Origin of the sequence: Pseudomonas fluorescens, from assembly GCF_000730425.1 — a bacterium.
Lineage (GTDB): Bacteria > Pseudomonadota > Gammaproteobacteria > Pseudomonadales > Pseudomonadaceae > Aquipseudomonas > Aquipseudomonas fluorescens_X.
This window is the reverse complement of the sequence record NZ_CP008896.1, coordinates 4,389,372-4,408,743: the sequence shown is the minus strand read 5'-3', so window position 1 is coordinate 4,408,743 and position 19,372 is coordinate 4,389,372. Positions and strand designations below refer to the sequence as shown.

The following is a 19,372-nucleotide window of genomic DNA, read 5'->3' as shown; positions in this document are numbered from 1 at the left end:
TCCCACAAGGAGTTATGTGTGCAGCCACAAAAAAGCCCCGACTCGCAAGAGCCGGGGCTTTTTGTTGGTGCGCTACAACGGCTTAGCCGTTGAACACATCATCCACGCTTTTGAGCGGGTAGTTTTTCGGATACGGCAGGGTAGCAACACCTGTCTCGATGGCGGCCTTGGCCACGGCATCGGAGATCACGGTGATCAGGCGCTTGTCCATAGGTTTGGGGATGATGTACTCACGGCCGAACTCCAGCTTGGCACCACCGTAGGCGTCGCAAACGTCCTGTGGCACTGGCAGCTTGGCCAGTTCACGCAGGGCGTTGGCAGCGGCCACTTTCATCTCTTCGTTGATGCGCTTGGCACGAACGTCCAGGGCGCCACGGAAGATGAACGGGAAGCCCAGTACGTTGTTGACCTGGTTCGGGTAATCCGAACGGCCAGTGGCCATGATCACGTCGTTACGGGTGCTGTGAGCCAGTTCCGGGGCGATTTCCGGATCGGGGTTCGAGCAGGCGAACACGATCGGGTTGGCCGCCATGGACTTCAGGCCTTCGGCGCTCAGCAGGTTCGGGCCGGACAGGCCGACGAACACGTCAGCACCGTCAAGCGCGTCAGCCAGGGTGCGCTTGGAGGACGGATGGGCAAACATCGCCTTGTACTGGTTCAGGTCGGTACGCTCGGACTGGATCACGCCCTTGCTGTCGACCATGTAGATGTTTTCAAGACGGGCGCCCATGCTCACGATCAGCTTCATGCACGAGATGGCGGCAGCACCAGCGCCCAGGCAGACGATCTTCGCGTCGGACAGGGTTTTGCCAGCGATTTCCAGGGCGTTGATCATGCCAGCGGCGGTCACGATCGCAGTGCCGTGCTGGTCATCGTGGAATACCGGGATGTCGCACTGTTCGATCAGGGCCTTTTCGATCTCGAAGCACTCAGGTGCCTTAATGTCTTCCAGGTTGATGCCACCGAAGGTGATGGAGATGCGCTTGACGGTGTCGATGAAGGCTTGTGGGCTTTCGGAGTCGACTTCGATGTCGAATACGTCGATGCCGGCAAAGCGCTTGAACAGTACCCCCTTGCCTTCCATCACTGGCTTGGAAGCCAATGGGCCGAGGTTACCCAGGCCGAGAATTGCGGTGCCATCAGAAATCACTGCAACCAGATTGCCCTTGCCGGTGTATTTGTAGGCCAGTTCAGGATCGCGGGCGATTTCACGCACGGGCTCGGCTACACCGGGGCTGTACGCCAGCGACAGGTCGCGTGCGGTAGCAGTGGCTTTGGTGAGCTCGACACTCAGCTTTCCTGGACGAGGATGGGCATGATATTCGAGAGCGGCAGTTTTCAAATCAGACATATCGGCATTCCGCTTTTTACTGTTGGACGACGGATCGCCGAGGATACTCGCCTCGCAAAGTCCCTACAAGACTGAGCAGTCACAGGTGTCAAGGGCCCTACCCTACGACTTTCGGCCAAGAGCCACGGGATACAAGGCCTGCAACTGTTCACAATCGACAGAAAAAATGTCTACAATTTTTTCTTATTGTGCCATTTGCAGCATGCCGGGATCGGTCAACGGGAGCAGCCAGCGTGCCTGGCCACTTTTCAACCCCCCACGCCGGGAGCGGTCCAGCACCCAGCCACGGGCCTCGATATCCTGGCCTTGCAGGCGCTTGAGCAGGGCGTTATCGAATTGCCCGACAAGATTGGGTGCAACCCGTAATACCAGGGAATCCTGCAATTCGATCCAGATCCCGCCACGATTGCGCTCCACCTTGCTTACGCGGCCACTGACCACGGCAAAGCCCGACCGCTGGATTTGCGTGGCTTTCTGTACCGGTGACTGGCGCCACAGGCCCAGTCTTGCCGCCCGCGCACTGCGCTCGGCGGCTTGCTGGCAGGCGACCAGATCGACATTGGGCACCACTGCCACCAGGAACCCGAGCCCCTCGGCGAGCAACTGGGCCTCAAGGTTCGCGCCGTTTGCCCCATAAAGATGGGCCAGGGTCCGCCCGTAACGGTCCTTGCCCTCACGACCCGGCACCACCCCGACCCGACCACCACTGGCATCCACCAACCCTTGCAGGCGTTGGCGCGCAGCCACGGCGAATGGCTCGTCCGGGCGGCCTTTCTTGCCGGTCTCCGGGGCATTGACACCAATCATCCGCACGCTGCGACCGTCCTTGAGACGGACGGTATCGCCATCCACCACGCGCTGCACCTCGAAGGTGCCGACGGTAGTTGGCGCAGGGCAAAACACCTCGGCCTGGGCAGTCGACAGCCAAATCGCGGGCACAAAAAAGGCGCCCACAAGGGACGCCTTTCTTATCAGCAGGTAAAAGCCCATCAGGCTCTTGAACCTTACTCTGCAGCAGCTGGAGCTTTCTTGCCGAAAGCACCGAAACGGTCTGCGAAGCGCTGTACACGGCCGCCAGTATCCAGAGTCTTCTGCTTACCGGTGTAGAACGGGTGGCACTCGTTGCATACGTCAGTACCCAGTGGCTTGCACAGGTTCGAACGGGTTTCGAACTTGTTGCCGCAGCTGCAAGTAACTTGGATGGTTTCGTACGCTGGATGGATATCGGCTTTCATGGTGTCTTCCTCAGGCTAGCGTGCCGCCACTCGACACTATTGTCGAATACCGCACGTAATTAGGCCGCGGATTCTACCAGAGCTTTTTAATCACGCAAGCGCCGCCGTACCCCCTTTCATCAGAAACTGTGGCAGGACACTCCCCTGCGGGTCTGCTAGGCTCGCGCCCTTCTTCACCGCCTGCCATATGAGAACCTCCCGCGTGCCCGACGCCATTTTGCGCCTCGCCCTGCCCTCGCCCCTGCGCCGCCTGTTCGACTATCGGGCACCCGCGGGCGTGGTGCGGTCGCAGTTGCAGCCGGGGATGCGCGTACGCGTGCCGTTCGGCCGACGGGAGATGATCGGGATCCTGATCGAAGTGGCGGATCATAGCGAAGTGCCACCAGAAAAGCTCAAGCCGGCCCTGGCCATCCTGGACGCCACGCCGCCGCTGCCGGCGTCGCTGTTCAAGCTGTGCCTGTGGACTTCCCAGTATTACCAGCACAGCCTGGGCGATACGTTGAGCTGGGCATTGCCGGTGCTGTTGCGCCAGGGCGAGCTGGCCGAGACCCGCCAGGAGCGCTTCTGGTCGATAACGCCCGGTGCACGCCTGGACGACCCACGTATCGCCCGCGCCCCACGCCAGCGCGAGGTCCTGGCCACACTGGCGCAGCACCCCCATGGCGTTGCTCACCCACTGCTGAGCAAACTGATGTTGAGCAAGGACAGCCTCGACCTGCTGCTGGCCAAGGACCTGGTGCAGGTGGAAATCCGCCGCCACGCCCCCGGCGAGCGCCATGAACACTGGCTGGCCCAACCGGAGCTGCCGCTGAACCCGGAACAGCGCGCCGCGTTCGAGGCCATCAGCGCCAGCGCCGACAGCTTCCACGCATTCCTGCTGGCCGGCGTCACCGGCAGCGGCAAGACCGAAGTCTATTTGCAATTGATCCGCGAAACCCTGGAAGCCGGCAAGCAGGCCCTGGTGCTGATCCCCGAGATTAACCTCGGCCCCCAGACCCTGGCGCGCTTCGAACAACGCTTCAATGCGCGGATCGCCCTGGTGCATTCGGCCGTCAATGACCGCGAGCGCCTGGAATCCTGGCTGGCCGCCCGGGACGGCGAGGCCGACATTATTATCGGTACCCGCTCGGCCCTGTTCACGCCGATGAAAAACCCCGGCCTGATCATCATCGACGAAGAACACGACGGCTCCTACAAACAGCAGGAAGGCCTGCGCTACCACGCCCGCGACCTGGCCCTGGTGCGCGCACGCCAGGAAAACATTCCGATTGTGCTGGGCTCGGCCACGCCCTCCCTGGAAAGCCTGCATAACGCGTACACCGGACGCTACGGCCTGCTGCGCCTGAACGAACGGGCGGGCGGGGCCAAACAACCGCGCTTCCTGCGCCTGGATGTAAAAAGTCGCCCACTCGACAGCGGCATTTCCGGGCCGATGCAACAGGCCATCGGCCAGACCCTGGCGGCCGGCCAGCAAGTGCTGGTGTTCCTCAATCGCCGGGGCTTTGCGCCGACACTGCTGTGCCACGACTGTGGCTGGATGTCCGAGTGCAACCGCTGCGATGCGCGGATGACCGTGCACCAGCGCTCCGCCGAATTGCGCTGCCATCACTGCGGCCATGTGGAGCGGGTCCCGCGTCATTGCCCGCAGTGCGGCAAAGTCGACCTGCGGCCAGTAGGCGCGGGCACCGAACGCGCCGAGGAGCGCCTGGGGATTCTGTTCCCGGACTTCCCGGTACTGCGCGTAGACCGCGACAGTACGTCGCGCAAGGACGCCATGAACCAACTGTTCGCCACCATCCAGAAAGGCCAGCCGTGCATTTTGGTAGGCACGCAAATGCTTGCCAAAGGGCACCACTTTCCACGTGTGACCCTGGTCTCGATCCTGGATGCCGACGGCGGGCTGTTCTCCGGCGACTTTCGCGCCAGCGAACGCATGGCGCAGTTGATCGTGCAGGTTGCTGGCCGCGCCGGGCGTGCCGAGGAGCCTGGCCGAGTGATCATCCAGACCCACCTGGCCGACCATCCATTGCTGATTCAACTGACAGAACAAGGCTATTTTGCCTTCGCCGAACAGGCCTTGAGCGAACGTCGCGCAGCCGGCCTGCCACCCTTTGCGCACCTGGCGCTGTTGCGCGCCGAGGCCCATAAACCGGGGCAGGCCGAAGGTTTTCTGGATGAGGCCTGCAGCGTGGCTGAACGTTTGCTCGGTGAACTGGGTCTGAGCGGCATCGAGTTGCTGGGCCCGGTGCCAGCACCGATGGAACGCCGCGCCGGACGTTATCGCGCGCAGCTACTCTTGCAAGCCACCGCTCGTGCACCGCTGCATCGGCTATTAAGTAGCTGGTTACTTGCTCTGGAGCAAATGCCCAGCGGACGGCAGGTGCGATGGTCGTTGGATGTCGATCCGGTCGATTTGTACTGACGCACCTCCCAATGTAGGAGCCAGCTTGCCGGCGATGAGGCCCCCGGACTCCCTGCTGCACTTGAGGCCACTATCGCCGGCAAGCCGGCTCCTACAAGGGAATGTGGGCCCGCAGGTCCGCCAACCGGTCTGAATGGTTGGCAAGCCCGCCCTCGCACCGGATAATGTCCAGTTTTTCCACCTGCGCATTGCGCGCCGCCGCTTGCGGTCGAAAGAGAACACCATGAAAGACACAATTCGCCAGTTGATCCAACAAGCCCTCACCCAACTCGTCAACGAAGGTGTGTTGCCTGAAGGCCTGACGCCGGCGATCCAGGTGGAAAACTCTCGAGACAAGACCCACGGCGACTTCGCCAGCAACATCGCGATGATGCTGGCCAAGCCAGCCGGCATGAAACCCCGTGACCTCGCGGAGAAAATCATTGCTGCACTGCCGGCCGACCCACAGGTCAGCAAGGCCGAAATCGCCGGCCCCGGCTTTATCAATATTTTCCAGAACACCCAGGCCCTGGCTTCGCGCCTGGACGCAGCCCTGGCCGACGCCAGGATCGGCGTGCGCAAGGCCGGCCCCGTGCAGCGTGTGGCCATCGACCTGTCGGCACCCAACCTGGCCAAGGAAATGCACGTCGGCCACCTGCGCTCGACCATCATTGGCGACGGCGTGGCGCGGGTCCTGGAGTTTCTCGGCGACACCGTGATCCGCCAGAACCACGTGGGCGACTGGGGCACCCAGTTCGGCATGTTGATGGCGTACCTGCAAGAGAACCCAATCACCAGCAATGAGCTGTCGGACCTGGAAAACTTCTACCGCGCCGCCAAAAAGCGCTTTGACGAGTCCGAGGAGTTCGCCAACCGCGCCCGTGGCCTGGTGGTCAAGCTGCAGGCCGGCGACAAGGAATGCCTGGAGCTGTGGGCACGCTTTCGCGATATTTCCCTGTCCCACTGCCAGAAAATCTATGAGTTGCTGAACGTCAAGCTGACCATGGCCGACGTCATGGGCGAAAGTGCCTACAACGACGACCTGATCAATGTGGTCAACGACCTCAAGGCCAAGGGCCTGCTGGTTGAGAGCAACGGCGCCCAGTGCGTGTTCCTCGACGAATTCAAGACCGCCGACGGCGAGCCGCTGCCCGTGATCATCGTCAAGGCTGACGGCGGCTATCTGTATGCCACCACCGACCTGGCGGCCGTGCGCTACCGCAGCGGCGTACTGAAAGCCGATCGTGCCCTGTATTTCGTCGACCAGCGCCAGGCCCTGCACTTCCAGCAAGTGTTCGAGGTGGCACGTCGTGCCGGGTTCGTTACCCATCCGATGCACATGGAGCATATGGGCTTCGGCACCATGAACGGCGCCGATGGCCGTCCGTTCAAGACCCGCGACGGCGGCACCGTGAAGCTGATCGACCTGTTGAACGAAGCCCAGGAACGTGCCTACAACCTGGTGAAGGAAAAAAACCCGGAGTTGGCCGAAGCCGACCTGCGCAATATCGCCCGGGTGGTGGGGATCGGTGCGGTGAAATACGCCGACCTGTCCAAGCACCGTACCAGCGACTACAGCTTCAACTTCGAGCTGATGCTCAACTTCGAAGGCAACACCGCGCCGTACCTGCTGTATGCCTATACCCGTGTAGCGGGCGTGTTCCGCAAGCTGGGCAAGGATTTCAGCGAAGTCGACGGCCAGATCATCCTGCAAGCACCACAAGAACACGACCTGGCCGCCAAGCTCGCGCAATTCAGCGAAGTGCTCAACAGCGTGGGCGAGAAAGGTACACCGCATATTCTGTGCACCTACCTGTATGAAGTCGCCGGATTGTTCTCCAGTTTCTACGAAAACTGCCCGATCCTGAGCGCCGACGACGAAACGCAAAAGCAAAGCCGCCTGCGCCTCGCCGCACTGGCTGGACGGACCCTCAAGCAAGGCCTGGAACTGTTGGGCCTGGAAACTCTGGAGCGCATGTAAGTTGGCAGCCAAGAAAAAACCTGCACCCAAGCGCGGCGCCAGCCGCTACCAGGCACCGGCAAAACAACCGATTCCAGGCTGGATGTGGCTGGCCATCGGCCTGTCGGTCGGTGCGTTTATCGTGTTCCTGATGAAACTGGAGCCGGGCCAGGGCGAAGACGTCAAGCGGGTCAAGCAGGAACAGCAGAAGGCCAGCAAGATCGCCGAAGCGAACAAGACACCGCCAAGCCCGACCGCACCGGTGAAGCCGAAGTACGACTTCTACACGCTGCTGCCGGAATCGGAAGTGATCGTGCCGCAAGAAGCCGTGCCGGAAAAAACCCTGCCGACGCCGCAAGTGCCGACCACCCCGGTAACCCCAGCGGAAGCAGCAAAGATCGACACCGCGCGGGCCCAGGCGGCACTGGCCGGGATTACCCCGCCGCCGGCACCGCCGGTCGCCACGACCAAGGCGGCACCGGTGACCAAGTTCTTCCTGCAAGCGGGCTCGTTCCCCAAGCAGGCCGATGCAGACCGGGTGCGGGCACAGATCATCCTGCTGGGGCAGACGGTGACAGTGGAGTCCGGGACCGTGAAGGAAGCGACCTGGTATCGCGTCTTGGTCGGGCCGTTCAGCAACCGTGAACAACTGACCGTGGCGCAGAAACAACTGGCCGGCGCAGGCTTTAGCAACCTGTTGTTACAACAACGCCAGAGCCGCTGAACCACAACCAACACGAATCAAATGTGGGAGCTGGCTTGCCTGCGATAGCGGTGTATCAGTCAATAGTTTCAGTGACTGGTGCACCGCTATCGCAGGCAAGCCAGCTCCCACATTTGGTTTTGTGGTGTTCGCAAGGGCATGCCAGAGCGCAAGCCACCACTCATCCGCAGACTCTTCCTACGGTTGAAATCTCCCCCACCACCCCCATATGAGTTCCATCAGGGCATTTTCGCCCCGCAGCGTGGAGACTCTCCCCTTGACCACCATCGTTTCAGTTCGTCGCCACGGCAAAGTCGTCATGGGCGGCGACGGCCAGGTTTCCCTTGGCAATACCGTGATGAAAGGCAACGCCAAAAAAGTGCGCCGCCTGTACCACGGCCAGGTCCTCGCCGGCTTTGCAGGTGCGACCGCTGACGCCTTTACCTTGTTTGAACGCTTTGAAGGCCAACTGGAAAAACACCAGGGCCACCTGGTTCGCGCCGCTGTCGAACTGGCCAAGGAGTGGCGAACCGACCGCTCCCTCAGCCGCCTCGAAGCCATGCTCGCTGTCGCCAATAAAGACGCGTCCCTGATCATCACCGGCAACGGTGACGTGGTTGAGCCCGAGAACGGCCTGATCGCCATGGGTTCCGGTGGTGGCTATGCCCAGGCCGCAGCCAGCGCCTTGTTGAAAAAAACCGACCTGTCGGCACGGGAAATCGTCGAGACCGCCCTGGGTATCGCCGGCGATATCTGCGTGTTCACCAACCACAACCTGACCATTGAGGAGCAGGACCTCGCGGAGTAAGCCGTCGGCTTTTTCCTGCTTGAGGACCACACACCACTATGTCCATGACTCCCCGCGAAATCGTCCACGAACTCAATCGCCACATCATCGGCCAGGACGATGCCAAGCGCGCCGTTGCCATCGCCCTGCGTAACCGCTGGCGCCGGATGCAACTGCCCGAAGAGTTGCGCGTTGAAGTAACCCCCAAGAACATCCTGATGATCGGCCCGACCGGTGTCGGCAAGACTGAAATCGCCCGCCGCCTGGCCAAGCTGGCCAACGCGCCGTTTATCAAGGTCGAAGCGACCAAATTCACCGAAGTCGGCTATGTGGGCCGTGACGTCGAGTCGATCATCCGTGATCTGGCCGACGCCGCCCTGAAGATGCTGCGCGAGCAGGAGGTGACCAAGGTCAGCCATCGCGCTGAAGACGCTGCTGAAGAACGCATCCTCGACGCCCTGCTGCCACCGGCACGCGCGGGTTTCAATGAAGACTCGGCACCGGCCCAGGATTCCAACACCCGCCAGTTGTTCCGCAAGCGCCTGCGTGAAGGTCAACTCGACGACAAGGAAATCGAGATCGAAGTCGCCGAAACATCCGGCGTCGATATCTCCGCCCCGCCGGGCATGGAAGAAATGACCAGCCAGCTGCAGAACCTGTTCGCCAACATGGGCAAGGGCAAGAAGAAAAGCCGCAAGCTCAAGGTCAAGGACGCGCTCAAGCTGGTGCGTGACGAAGAGGCCGGGCGCCTGGTCAACGAGGAGGAACTCAAGGCCAAGGCCCTGGAAGCGGTCGAGCAGCACGGCATCGTGTTTATCGACGAGATCGACAAGGTGGCCAAGCGCGGCAATTCCGGCGGCGTCGACGTATCCCGCGAAGGCGTGCAGCGCGACCTGTTGCCGCTGATCGAAGGCTGCACGGTGAATACCAAGCTGGGGATGGTCAAGACTGACCACATCCTGTTTATCGCGTCCGGTGCATTCCACCTGAGCAAGCCAAGCGACCTGGTGCCGGAGCTGCAAGGCCGCCTGCCGATTCGCGTGGAACTCAAGGCGCTGACCCCTGGCGACTTCGAGCGCATTCTCAGCGAACCGCACGCCTCGCTCACCGAGCAATACCGTGAGCTGCTGAAAACCGAAGGCCTGGCTATCGAGTTCCAGCCGGACGGTATCAAGCGCCTGGCGGAGATTGCCTGGCAGGTCAACGAGAAGACCGAGAACATTGGTGCCCGTCGTCTGCATACCTTGCTTGAGCGCCTGCTGGAAGAAGTTTCCTTCAGCGCCGGTGACATGGCCGGCGCGCAGAACGGCGAAGCGATCAAGATCGACGCCGACTACGTCAACAACCACCTGGGCGAATTGGCGCAGAACGAAGACTTGTCTCGTTATATCCTGTAAGCCTCACACAGGAACCGCTCTGCTTTAATGTGGGAGCGGGCTTGCTCGCGAATGCGGTGGGTCAGTTTATGCAACTGTGACTGACCCACCGCATTCGCGAGCAAGCCCGCTCCCACATTTTAAAACCGGTTCCTTCAGGATCATCCATGAGCGGTTCCCCCAATGTCTAAAATCCCCACCGCCATCAACCTGCACAAAGCCTCCAAGACCCTGTCACTGACCTACGGCCCGGACGAGGTCTATCACTTGGGTGCCGAACTGCTGCGGGTACACTCGCCTTCCGCCGAGGTCCAGGGCCACGGCAATCCGATCTTGCAATTCGGCAAGCTGAATGTCGGCCTGACCAAGATCGAACCTGCCGGGCAGTACGCACTGAAATTGACCTTCGACGACGGTCATGACAGCGGGCTGTTCACCTGGGACTACCTCTACCAACTCGCCGTACGTCAGGACGAGCTGTGGGCCGATTATCTTGCCGAACTCAAGGCGGCCGGAAAAACCCGTGACCCGAGCCAGTCCGTCGTCAAGCTGATGCTCTAACTCAAGCCTCTTGCTCATTAGTGGGCATTTTCTAATTTCATCTGCTTGAATGCCCTGTCGTGTGGTCAACGATTGGCCCGCTTGCGCATTAAATAAAACTCGGGTAACCAATGGAATTGGCAAGTTCCCTGCATTTGACGATGCGGTATCAACGGTCACCCGAGCAGCAGTACCAGGCTTGTGTTGTGCCTCTCTAGTGGGGGCACAGCGGTACCCGGTATTCGTCTTTCGGACAATGGAGCGTCGTAGATGAGTAATAAGAATAACGATGACTTGAAACGCCAGGCCTCGGAAAACACCTTGGGGCTGAACCCGATCATCGCGTTACGGAAAAAGGATTTACTGGCTTCTGCGCGGATGGTGCTGACCCAGGCCATCAAGCAACCGTTGCACAGCGTCAAGCACGTCGCCCACTTTGGCGTCGAATTGAAGAATGTGGTGTTCGGCAAATCCGAGCTTGCCCCCGAAAGCGATGACCGTCGCTTCAACGACCCGGCGTGGAGCCAGAACCCGCTCTACAAACGCTATCTGCAAACCTATCTGGCGTGGCGCAAGGAGCTGCACGACTGGATCGGTGACAGCAATCTGTCGGAACAGGACATCAGCCGCGGGCACTTTGTCATCAACCTCATGACCGAAGCCATGGCACCGACCAACAGTGCCGCCAACCCGGCCGCCGTCAAACGCTTTTTCGAAACTGGTGGCAAGAGCCTGCTGGACGGGCTTTCGCACCTTGCCAAGGACCTGGTCCATAACGGCGGCATGCCGAGCCAGGTAAATATGGGCGCCTTTGAAGTGGGCAAGAGCCTGGGCACCAGCGAAGGCGCGGTGGTGTTTCGCAACGACGTGCTGGAGCTGATCCAATACAAGCCGATCACCGAACAGGTCCACGAGCGCCCGCTGCTGGTGGTGCCGCCGCAGATCAATAAGTTTTATGTGTTCGACCTGAGCCCGGACAAGAGTCTGGCGCGCTTCTGCCTGCGCAATAACCAGCAGACCTTTATCGTCAGTTGGCGCAACCCCACCAAGGCCCAGCGTGAATGGGGCCTGTCGACCTATATCGAAGCGCTGAAAGAGGCGGTCGACGTGGTGACGGCCATTACCGGCAGCAAGGACGTCAACATGCTGGGGGCTTGCTCCGGTGGTATCACCTGCACCGCGCTGCTGGGTCACTATGCGGCGCTGGGCGAGAAGAAAGTCAACGCCCTGACGTTGCTGGTGAGCGTGCTGGACACCACCCTCGACACCCAGGTGGCCCTGTTCGTCGACGAGCAGACCCTGGAAGCGGCCAAGCGCCACTCCTATCAAGCTGGCGTGCTGGAAGGCCGGGACATGGCCAAGGTGTTCGCCTGGATGCGCCCCAATGATCTGATCTGGAATTACTGGGTCAACAACTACCTGCTGGGCAATGAACCGCCGGTGTTCGATATCCTGTTCTGGAACAACGACACCACGCGCCTTCCGGCGGCCTTCCATGGCGATCTGATCGAACTGTTCAAGAATAATCCGCTGGTGCGAGCCAATGCCCTGGAAGTGTGCGGTACACCAATCGATCTCAAGCAGGTGACAGCCGATATCTACTCGCTGGCAGGCACCAACGACCACATCACGCCGTGGCAGTCCTGCTACAAGTCGGCGCAGTTGTTTGGCGGCAAGGTCGAGTTCGTGCTGTCCAGCAGCGGGCATATCCAGAGCATCCTCAACCCGCCCGGCAATCCGAAGGCGCGTTACCAGACCAGCGAAAGCATGGGCGAGAAAGCGCTGGACTGGCAGGAAAACGCCACCAAGCATACCGACTCATGGTGGCTGCACTGGCAGGGCTGGTTGGGAGAGCGCGCGGGCAAATTAAAGAAGTCACCTACAAGCTTGGGTAACAAAGCCTACGTTGCGGCGGAAGCTGCACCAGGGACATACGTTCACGAGCGGTAAGACCACACTGTTGTGTGATTGAAATGAGATCAAATGTGGGAGCAGGCAAGCCAGCTCCTACATTGGCCGCATTCCAGCAGTAAAACTTCACAGGGCTTGAGCATGCCGCAACCGTTCATCTTCCGTACCATCGACCTGGATGGCCAGACCATCCGCACGGCGGTACGACCGGGCAAGTCTCACTTGACGCCACTGCTGATTTTCAACGGCATCGGCGCCAACCTTGAGCTGGTGTTCCCGTTCGTCCAGGCCCTGGACCCGGACCTGGAAGTGATTGCCTTCGACGTGCCCGGTGTCGGCGGATCATCGACACCCAGCCACCCCTACCGCTTTCCCGGCCTGGCCAAGCTCACCGCGCGCATGCTCGATTACCTGGACTATGGCCAGGTCAATGCCGTCGGGGTTTCGTGGGGCGGTGCCCTGGCGCAGCAGTTTGCCTACGACTACCCGGAGCGCTGCAAAAAATTGATCCTCGCCGCCACCGCGGCCGGCGCCTTCATGGTGCCGGGCAAGCCGAAAGTACTGTGGTTGATGGCCAGCCCCCGGCGTTACATCCAACCATCCCATGTGGTGCGTATTGCGCCAATGATCTATGGCGGCTCGTTCCGCCGGGACTCGAAACTGGCTGCCGAGCACGCGAGCAAAGTGCGCTCGGCGGGCAAACTGGGTTACTACTGGCAATTGTTCGCAGGCCTGGGCTGGACCAGCATTCACTGGCTGCACAAGATCAAGCAGCCAACCCTGGTGCTGGCCGGCGACGACGACCCGCTGATCCCGCTGGTCAACATGCGCATGCTGGCCTGGCGCATTCCCAACGCGCAGTTGCACATCATTGATGACGGCCACCTGTTCCTGATCACCCGGGCCGAAGCAGTGGCACCGATCATCATGAAGTTTCTCCAGGAGGAACGCTTGCGTGCGGTGATCCATCCGCAGCCGGCGCCCTTTAGCAATACCTGAGCGGTACCGGGTCAGGACGACCCTACGGGCAACTTGGCCAGAACCGACTATGGTTCTGAATTGGCGTGCTTGTTGGCGAATTGACGAAGGAGTGTTGACCCATGCGTGACAGACCCGTAAACGTTCCGGCGCCCACACCCGCCGCGTTCATCAATGCACAAAGCGCAATCACCGGCCTGCGCGGCCGGGACCTGTTGGCGACCCTGCGCAGCGTCGCCGCCCATGGGCTGCGCAACCCGCTGCACAGCGCCCGGCATGCCCTGGCGCTCGGTGGCCAGTTGGGCCGGGTACTACTGGGCGAAACCGTGCATGAACCCAACCCCCGCGACAGCCGCTTTGCCGACCCCACCTGGAAACTGAACCCGCTGTACCGGCGCAGCCTGCAAGCGTACTTGAGCTGGCAGAAACAGGCCCGGCACTGGATTGACGACAGCAGCCTGAGCGACGACGACCGCGCACGGGCACACTTTGCCTTCTCGCTGCTCAACGATGCAGTGTCGCCGTCCAACACCCTGCTCAACCCATTGGCAATCAAAGAGCTGCTCAACTCCGGCGGTCACAGTGTGGTACGCGGCATGGGCAACCTGTTCGACGACCTACTGCATAACAATGGCCTGCCGCGCCAAGTCACCAAGCAAGCCTTCGAAGTCGGCAAGACCGTGGCTACCACCCCCGGCTCGGTGGTGTTTCGCAATGAGCTGCTGGAGTTGATCCAGTACAAGCCCATGAGCGAAAAACAGTACGCCAAGCCGCTGCTGGTGGTGCCGCCGCAGATCAACAAGTACTACATTTTCGACCTGAGCCCCACCAACAGCTTCGTGCAGTACGCCCTGAAAAACGGCCTGCAGGTATTTATGGTCAGTTGGCGCAACCCGGACGTGCGCCATCGTGAGTGGGGGCTGTCCACCTACGTGGCGGCGTTGGAAGAAGCCTTGAACATTTGCCGGGCGATCAGCGGCGCCCGTGAAGTGAACCTGATGGGCGCCTGCGCCGGTGGCCTGACCATCGCCGCCCTGCAAGGCCACCTGCAAGCCAAGCGCCAGCAGCGCCGTGTCGCCAGTGCCACGTACCTGGTAAGCCTGCTGGACAGCCAGATCGACAGCCCCGCCACGCTGTTTGCCGACGAACAGACCCTGGAGGCCGCCAAGCGTCGCTCCTACCAGCAAGGGGTGCTGGATGGCCGGGACATGGCCAAGGTCTTCGCCTGGATGCGCCCCAATGACCTGATCTGGAACTACTGGATCAACAACTACTTGCTGGGCAAGGAGCCGCCGGCGTTCGACATCCTGTACTGGAACAACGACAACACCCGCCTGCCGGCGGCCCTGCATGGCGATCTGCTGGACTTCTTCAAGCACAACCCGCTGAGCCATCCTGGTGGCCTGGAAGTCTGCGGCACCCCCGTCGATTTGCAGAAAGTCACGGTCGACAGTTTCAGCGTGGCCGGGATCAACGATCACATCACGCCGTGGGACGCGGTCTACCGTTCGACCTTGCTGCTGGGTGGAGACAAACGCTTCGTGCTGTCCAACAGTGGCCATATCCAAAGCATCCTCAACCCGCCAGGCAACCCCAAGGCCAACTTCGTCGAAAACCTCAAGCTGAGCAGTGACCCACGCGCCTGGTACTACGACGCCAGCCACATCGAGGGCAGTTGGTGGCCGCAGTGGCTTGCGTGGATCCAGCAACGCTCCGGCGTGCAGCGCGAGACCCTGACGGCCCTGGGCAACCAGAACTACCCACCGATGGAAGCGGCGCCCGGCACCTATGTGCGAGTTCGCTGAACCCCTGGCTTATTGATACCTAAGAAGACTGGATGAAAACCCGCGACCGTATCCTTGAATGTGCCCTGCTGCTGTTCAACCAAAAGGGCGAGCCAAATGTTTCAACCATGGAGGTGGCCAATGAAATGGGGATCAGCCCCGGCAACCTCTACTACCATTTCCATGGCAAGGAGCCCCTGGTACTGGGGCTGTTCGAGCGTTTCCAGGGAGAGTTGACCCCGCTGCTCGACCCACCGTCGGATGTGCAGTTGGCACCGGAGGATTACTGGCTGTTCCTGCACTTGATCGTCGAGCGCATGGCGCACTATCGGTTCCTGTTCCAGGATCTGTCGAACCTGGCCGGGCGACTGCCCAAGCTCGCCAAAGGCATTCGCAACCTGTTGACCGCGCTCAAGCGCACCCTGGCCTCGCTGTTGGCACGGCTCAAGACCGAGGGGCAACTGGTCAGCGATACCCAGGCACTGGGACAATTGGTAGAGCAGATCACCATGACCCTGCTGTTTTCCCTGGATTACCAGCGGATTCTTGATCGCGAGGCCGAGGTGCGGGTGGTGGTGTATCAAGTGATGATGCTGGTGGCGCCGCACCTGTTGATGCCCGCGCGCTCGGCAACCGAGCGCTTTGCACTACGCTATCTGGACGACACAGAGCCCTTATAGCCTCGACTTACGAATCGGCAATCAACGCTGACGGGGTTACCTCGTCATCTGCTCCTGTTGCAACTTTACGATATTGTTTTTCCCACTTGGCAATTACAAGAGGCGCTAACGCGTTGCCTAATACATTAAGGGCGGTGATTGGCATATCCATCAGACGGTATACGCCGGCGATAAACGCAATACCCTCAAGCGGCAGACCCGCACTTGTCAGTGTCGCCGTTAAAATGACAAACATAAAACCGGGAACACCGGCAGCACCTTTTGAAGTCAACACCATAATAAGTACCAGCATCGCCTGATCAGCGAACCCCAGCGGAATTCCATAAAGCTGGGCAATGAAAAGCGTTCCAATACCGACAAAAAGCGAAGCCCCATCTAGGTTGAATGAATACCCTGCGGGTATTACCAGGGTTGTAATCGAGCGAGGAGCCCCATAAATTTCCATTTTCTCTATCAATTGCGGCATGACTGTAGCCGAGCTTGCCGTACTGAAAGCCAGGATCAACTCATCCTTGATAGCCTTGATCAGCGAAAAAATATTAATACCCACAGCTTTGGCGATTCCACCCAAGACAACCACAGCAAAGAAAATCACGGCGATGTATGTCACCAGGATCAATTTCGCCAACGGGAGCAATGAGGTGAATCCAAAGTTTGCGACAGTGACACCAATAAGCCCGAAAATCCCGATCGGCGAGTAGTGCATCACAATATGAGTAACTTTGAACATGGCCGCCGACACACCATTGACTACTGCGATCAAAGGCGCCTTCTTTTCCTTCTCAAGAGCTCCCAGCCCCACGCCAAAAATGACGGCGAAGAACAAGACCGGCAATAACTTTCCTTGAGCCAACGCCTCCACAATGTTCTCGGGAATAATGTTCAATATGACCTGACCAAGCCCCGCACTACTTGATGCAGATGGCAAAGAAAGCGGCTGTGTGGATGCAAGACTGGTGATGTTTGCCCCGACACCTGGCTGCGAAATGTTGCCGATGACCAACCCGCATAAAATCGCAATGCCCGTGACCACAAAGAAATAGAACAATGCCTTGACACCAATTCGCCCTATCGCTTTGCCATCAGCACTTCCAGCAATCGCACCGACCATACAGGCAAAGACAAGCGGCGCAACGATCATCTTCATCATTTTGATAAAAATATCACCGGCAGGTTGAAGTATATTTCCGATCATCCAGGCGCGGTACTCCGGATAGATATTCAGCAAGGCACCAACAGCAATACCGAGTAAAAGGCCAATAAGAATTCGCATCACCAGGCTGGTTCTTTTTAGGATATTCATATGTCCTCCTATTATTATTTTTGGACAGCATTCAACTTGCAAATATATTGCCAAAGCTGTTGAAGCCTTTTATCTCAATGGGATTCCCACTTGGGTCCAGAAAAAACATCGTACGTTGCTCACCCACCTCTCCAAAAAAGCGAATAACGGGCGGAATTTCAAATACAACTCCCTCAGCCTCCAGGCGATCAGCCAGCAACAGCCAATCATCCAGGCATAGAACCAAACCTATATGTGGCATCAATACCATGTGATCACCGACTTTACCGGTACGGGTAGTTTTGAACGGCTCGCCCAAGTGCAGTGAAATCTGATGACCAAAGAAATTAAAGTCGACCCATGTTTCTGTGCTCCGCCCTTCTTCACACCCCAAGACGCCACCATAGAAGGCTCTTGCCGCATCAAGATCGGTAACATGATAGGCAATATGAAAGATTGACTGCATGTGGCATACCCTTGTTTTTATAATGACGAGTCAAGAGTAACGACGTAGCATCATTATAAAAAAACGTATTACATATCTCTCAGCGAAAGGGATTCTTATGGACATCAGATTTCTCGAAAGTTTGATTGCCGTCATCGAGACAGGCTCAATCGCCGCAGCAGCCCGCAGGGAAAACCTTACCGCCCCCGCGATCAGCCAGCGTATCCAGGCGCTTGAACGCTCTCTTTCATGCGAATTGCTCAATCGTGCAGCCCATTCCGTCGGCCCTTCCGAGCAGTGCCTTGTACTCTTGCCGAGCATTCGTGCCCTGATACAGGGCTGCGCGCAACTACACGATGAACTGGATGCGGGCGGCCTGTCCGGCGATCTCCGGCTGGGCGCCGTATCCACGGCATTGACCGGAATCCTGCCAGAGGTCATGGAACAGTTGCTGGTCGCTGCCCCACTGTTACGACTGCGGATCACACCTGGCGACTCGCGCAACCTTTATGAACAGGTCGTCTCCGCAGAGCTGGACGCTGGCATTATGGTGCGCCCCCCTTTTGCCCTGCCCAAGACCCTGCGCCTGGAAATTTTGCGGCGGGAGTCCCTGATGCTGCTTACAAAAGTGCCTGTCGAACAATCCGAAATCGCGTCGACCATTCTCTCGCACCCGTTGATCAGCTATGACACCAATGCCTGGGGTGGCCAGATCGCCCAACAGTACCTTCAAGACCATCAATTGCGACCCGATGTGCTGTGCAACCTGGATGCCTTGGAGGCGATCTCCCTGATGGTCGCCAAAGGCATGGGCGTATCCCTGGTGCCAGCATGGGCCGGGTTGAAGACCGATGATGTCTATGCAACACCGGCAAGCCACACGAACGACTATCAACGAGATGTGGTCCTTCTTTACCGATCCGTCCCGAGACGCCCCCAAGCCTTAAAGCTGCTCAAGAACCTGCTGATGCAGACCTGCCGCGAACCCAAGCCCCCAGGCGAATCAGCCCACTAGACGCACAACATTGCTGGTTTTCAAACGGCCAAAAAAACGCTCGACCTTTGCAGGTCGGGCATTTTTTTGTCCGAAACAAGCAAGTTTTGCCAGCTCGGCACAACGTGGACGAAAGCATTCAGGAAGTTTCCCACAGACCATATCGGCTCAGTCTGACTTAACGCGCTGAAAAAGCCTCGTAACATTCAGTCATGATTTTCATGGCCAACAGATTTGACCACTGATCATCAAGCCTCGTGCTCACTGAGCTTTGCCTTGCAAGCAGAGTTCCTGGTGCAACCGAGCGGACCATCACGTACGACCTACATGCAGCAACGGATTACATTTATGAAGATCATTTCTCGGCCCACCCTCGCAGCTTCCCTGGCCTTGACCCTCGCAGTATCACTGCCGGCATTGGCCAGCAACGACGGTGTCATCAATTTCAGCGGCCTGGTAACCGATGTGACCTGCACCATCGAAGGCTCGGCTCCCGGTACCGGCGCCGTGGTCAAGGATGTAAGGCTGGGCGGGGTCTCGGCTTCGCGCCTGACGACTGCGGGCGAGCGGGCCAACCTGACCGGGTTCAGCATTCGCATTGGCGGGCCAGGCGAAGGCGGTTGCACCAATGGGCGCACCGCCATGGTCGCGTTCGACCCCACCAGCCCGGCGATTGACGTCGCGACTGGACGTTTGAACATTGATGGCTACAACGACCCGGCCGACACCACCGCCGCCAAAAACATCCAGGTCGAAGTGACCAACCGCGATGGCAGCCCGATCCACCTCTACACCGAGAAGTCAGCAGGCGTGGTCATCGCCGAAAACCAGGCAGTGATTTCACTGGCTGCGCAAATCTACGCCACAGGTCCCGCCAGCGAAGGCACGATCAAGACCCGGGTTGGCTTCATGGTTGAGTACGCCGACTGAGGGACATTCACTGCG

Annotated in this window: 17 protein-coding genes; 12 read left to right on the top strand and 5 right to left on the bottom strand. The window is 59.3% G+C overall.

What is annotated here, in order from left to right; all coding sequences use genetic code 11:
* Window positions 1-82 precede the first annotated feature (82 nt).
* From HZ99_RS19715 to rpmE, 3 genes are all read right to left on the bottom strand, one after another.
* The gene (locus HZ99_RS19715; RefSeq protein WP_038445421.1) at window positions 83-1,351 is read right to left on the bottom strand and encodes a malic enzyme-like NAD(P)-binding protein; all 1,269 of its coding nucleotides are present in this window, start codon (window positions 1,349-1,351) and stop codon (window positions 83-85) included.
* Window positions 1,352-1,534: 183 nt separating this feature from the next.
* Window positions 1,535-2,341, bottom strand: coding sequence for a thermonuclease family protein (locus HZ99_RS19710; protein WP_038445419.1), 807 nt, complete (start codon window positions 2,339-2,341; stop codon window positions 1,535-1,537).
* A gap of 14 nt (window positions 2,342-2,355) precedes the next feature.
* A complete protein-coding gene (gene rpmE / locus HZ99_RS19705; protein WP_029296053.1) occupies window positions 2,356-2,586 on the bottom strand; it encodes a 50S ribosomal protein L31 in 231 nt (76 codons plus the stop codon).
* A 202-nt stretch (window positions 2,587-2,788) separates the two neighbouring features.
* On the opposite strand from rpmE, the gene HZ99_RS19700 reads away from it, so the two are divergent.
* From HZ99_RS19700 to HZ99_RS19655, 10 genes are all read left to right on the top strand, one after another.
* Window positions 2,789-5,008: a primosomal protein N' gene (locus HZ99_RS19700; RefSeq protein WP_038445417.1), complete on the top strand. Its 2,220-nt coding sequence runs from the start codon at window positions 2,789-2,791 to the stop codon at window positions 5,006-5,008.
* A 223-nt stretch (window positions 5,009-5,231) separates the two neighbouring features.
* Window positions 5,232-6,968 carry an arginine--tRNA ligase gene (gene argS / locus HZ99_RS19695; RefSeq protein WP_038448133.1) on the top strand — a complete coding sequence of 579 codons (1,737 nt, stop codon included), beginning with the start codon at window positions 5,232-5,234 and terminating at the stop codon, window positions 6,966-6,968.
* Between the two features lies 1 nt (window position 6,969).
* The gene (locus tag HZ99_RS19690) at window positions 6,970-7,671 is read left to right on the top strand and encodes an SPOR domain-containing protein (protein WP_038445415.1); all 702 of its coding nucleotides are present in this window, start codon (window positions 6,970-6,972) and stop codon (window positions 7,669-7,671) included.
* Window positions 7,672-7,927: 256 nt separating this feature from the next.
* On the top strand, window positions 7,928-8,458 hold the full coding sequence (hslV, locus tag HZ99_RS19685; protein ID WP_017738857.1) for an ATP-dependent protease subunit HslV: 531 nt from the start codon (window positions 7,928-7,930) through the stop codon (window positions 8,456-8,458).
* Window positions 8,459-8,496: 38 nt separating this feature from the next.
* Window positions 8,497-9,834, top strand: a complete 1,338-nt coding sequence (gene hslU / locus HZ99_RS19680) for an ATP-dependent protease ATPase subunit HslU (RefSeq protein WP_038445413.1) — start codon at window positions 8,497-8,499, stop codon at window positions 9,832-9,834.
* A 162-nt stretch (window positions 9,835-9,996) separates the two neighbouring features.
* A complete protein-coding gene (locus HZ99_RS19675; RefSeq protein ID WP_038445409.1) occupies window positions 9,997-10,374 on the top strand; it encodes a gamma-butyrobetaine hydroxylase-like domain-containing protein in 378 nt (125 codons plus the stop codon).
* Between the two features lie 249 nt (window positions 10,375-10,623).
* Window positions 10,624-12,303, top strand: coding sequence for a class II poly(R)-hydroxyalkanoic acid synthase (phaC, locus tag HZ99_RS19670; protein WP_038445406.1), 1,680 nt, complete (start codon window positions 10,624-10,626; stop codon window positions 12,301-12,303).
* A 102-nt stretch (window positions 12,304-12,405) separates the two neighbouring features.
* Window positions 12,406-13,263 (top strand): poly(3-hydroxyalkanoate) depolymerase, encoded by an 858-nt coding sequence (phaZ, locus tag HZ99_RS19665; RefSeq protein ID WP_038448132.1) that lies wholly within the window; start codon window positions 12,406-12,408, stop codon window positions 13,261-13,263.
* Window positions 13,264-13,364: 101 nt separating this feature from the next.
* A complete protein-coding gene (gene phaC / locus HZ99_RS19660; RefSeq protein ID WP_038445403.1) occupies window positions 13,365-15,047 on the top strand; it encodes a class II poly(R)-hydroxyalkanoic acid synthase in 1,683 nt (560 codons plus the stop codon).
* Between the two features lie 32 nt (window positions 15,048-15,079).
* Window positions 15,080-15,706 (top strand): TetR/AcrR family transcriptional regulator, encoded by a 627-nt coding sequence (locus HZ99_RS19655; RefSeq protein WP_038445400.1) that lies wholly within the window; start codon window positions 15,080-15,082, stop codon window positions 15,704-15,706.
* Between the two features lie 7 nt (window positions 15,707-15,713).
* Here HZ99_RS19655 and HZ99_RS19650 read toward each other — a convergent pair whose 3' ends face one another.
* Together HZ99_RS19650 and HZ99_RS19645 are read right to left on the bottom strand one after the other, a co-directional pair.
* On the bottom strand, window positions 15,714-17,009 hold the full coding sequence (locus HZ99_RS19650) for a cation:dicarboxylate symporter family transporter (RefSeq protein WP_080727732.1): 1,296 nt from the start codon (window positions 17,007-17,009) through the stop codon (window positions 15,714-15,716).
* Window positions 17,010-17,040: 31 nt separating this feature from the next.
* Entirely contained in the window at window positions 17,041-17,454 is a 414-nt protein-coding gene (locus tag HZ99_RS19645) for a VOC family protein (protein WP_038445397.1), read from the bottom strand.
* A gap of 97 nt (window positions 17,455-17,551) precedes the next feature.
* Here HZ99_RS19645 and HZ99_RS19640 point away from each other — a divergent pair, with 97 nt between their 5' ends.
* Together HZ99_RS19640 and HZ99_RS19635 are read left to right on the top strand one after the other, a co-directional pair.
* On the top strand, window positions 17,552-18,448 hold the full coding sequence (locus HZ99_RS19640; protein WP_038445393.1) for a LysR family transcriptional regulator: 897 nt from the start codon (window positions 17,552-17,554) through the stop codon (window positions 18,446-18,448).
* A 327-nt stretch (window positions 18,449-18,775) separates the two neighbouring features.
* Window positions 18,776-19,357 (top strand): fimbrial protein, encoded by a 582-nt coding sequence (locus HZ99_RS19635; RefSeq protein ID WP_038445391.1) that lies wholly within the window; start codon window positions 18,776-18,778, stop codon window positions 19,355-19,357.
* Window positions 19,358-19,372: the final 15 nt, after the last annotated feature.

Bases quoted from the DNA above. Each gene is read 5' to 3' on its own strand.
- HZ99_RS19675 (WP_038445409.1), top strand. From the start codon at position 9,997: ATGTCTAAAATCCCCACCGCCATCAACCTGCACAAAGCCTCCAAGACC.
- HZ99_RS19655 (WP_038445400.1), top strand. From the start codon at position 15,080: ATGAAAACCCGCGACCGTATCCTTGAATGTGCCCTGCTGCTGTTCAAC.
- argS (WP_038448133.1), top strand. From the start codon at position 5,232: ATGAAAGACACAATTCGCCAGTTGATCCAACAAGCCCTCACCCAACTC.
- HZ99_RS19650 (WP_080727732.1), bottom strand. From the start codon at position 17,009: ATGAATATCCTAAAAAGAACCAGCCTGGTGATGCGAATTCTTATTGGC.
- phaC (WP_038445406.1), top strand. From the start codon at position 10,624: ATGAGTAATAAGAATAACGATGACTTGAAACGCCAGGCCTCGGAAAAC.
- HZ99_RS19635 (WP_038445391.1), top strand. From the start codon at position 18,776: ATGAAGATCATTTCTCGGCCCACCCTCGCAGCTTCCCTGGCCTTGACC.
- phaC (WP_038445403.1), top strand. From the start codon at position 13,365: ATGCGTGACAGACCCGTAAACGTTCCGGCGCCCACACCCGCCGCGTTC.
- rpmE (WP_029296053.1), bottom strand. From the start codon at position 2,586: ATGAAAGCCGATATCCATCCAGCGTACGAAACCATCCAAGTTACTTGC.
- HZ99_RS19645 (WP_038445397.1), bottom strand. From the start codon at position 17,454: ATGCAGTCAATCTTTCATATTGCCTATCATGTTACCGATCTTGATGCG.
- phaZ (WP_038448132.1), top strand. From the start codon at position 12,406: ATGCCGCAACCGTTCATCTTCCGTACCATCGACCTGGATGGCCAGACC.
- HZ99_RS19715 (WP_038445421.1), bottom strand. From the start codon at position 1,351: ATGTCTGATTTGAAAACTGCCGCTCTCGAATATCATGCCCATCCTCGT.
- hslU (WP_038445413.1), top strand. From the start codon at position 8,497: ATGTCCATGACTCCCCGCGAAATCGTCCACGAACTCAATCGCCACATC.
- HZ99_RS19710 (WP_038445419.1), bottom strand. From the start codon at position 2,341: ATGGGCTTTTACCTGCTGATAAGAAAGGCGTCCCTTGTGGGCGCCTTT.
- HZ99_RS19640 (WP_038445393.1), top strand. From the start codon at position 17,552: ATGGACATCAGATTTCTCGAAAGTTTGATTGCCGTCATCGAGACAGGC.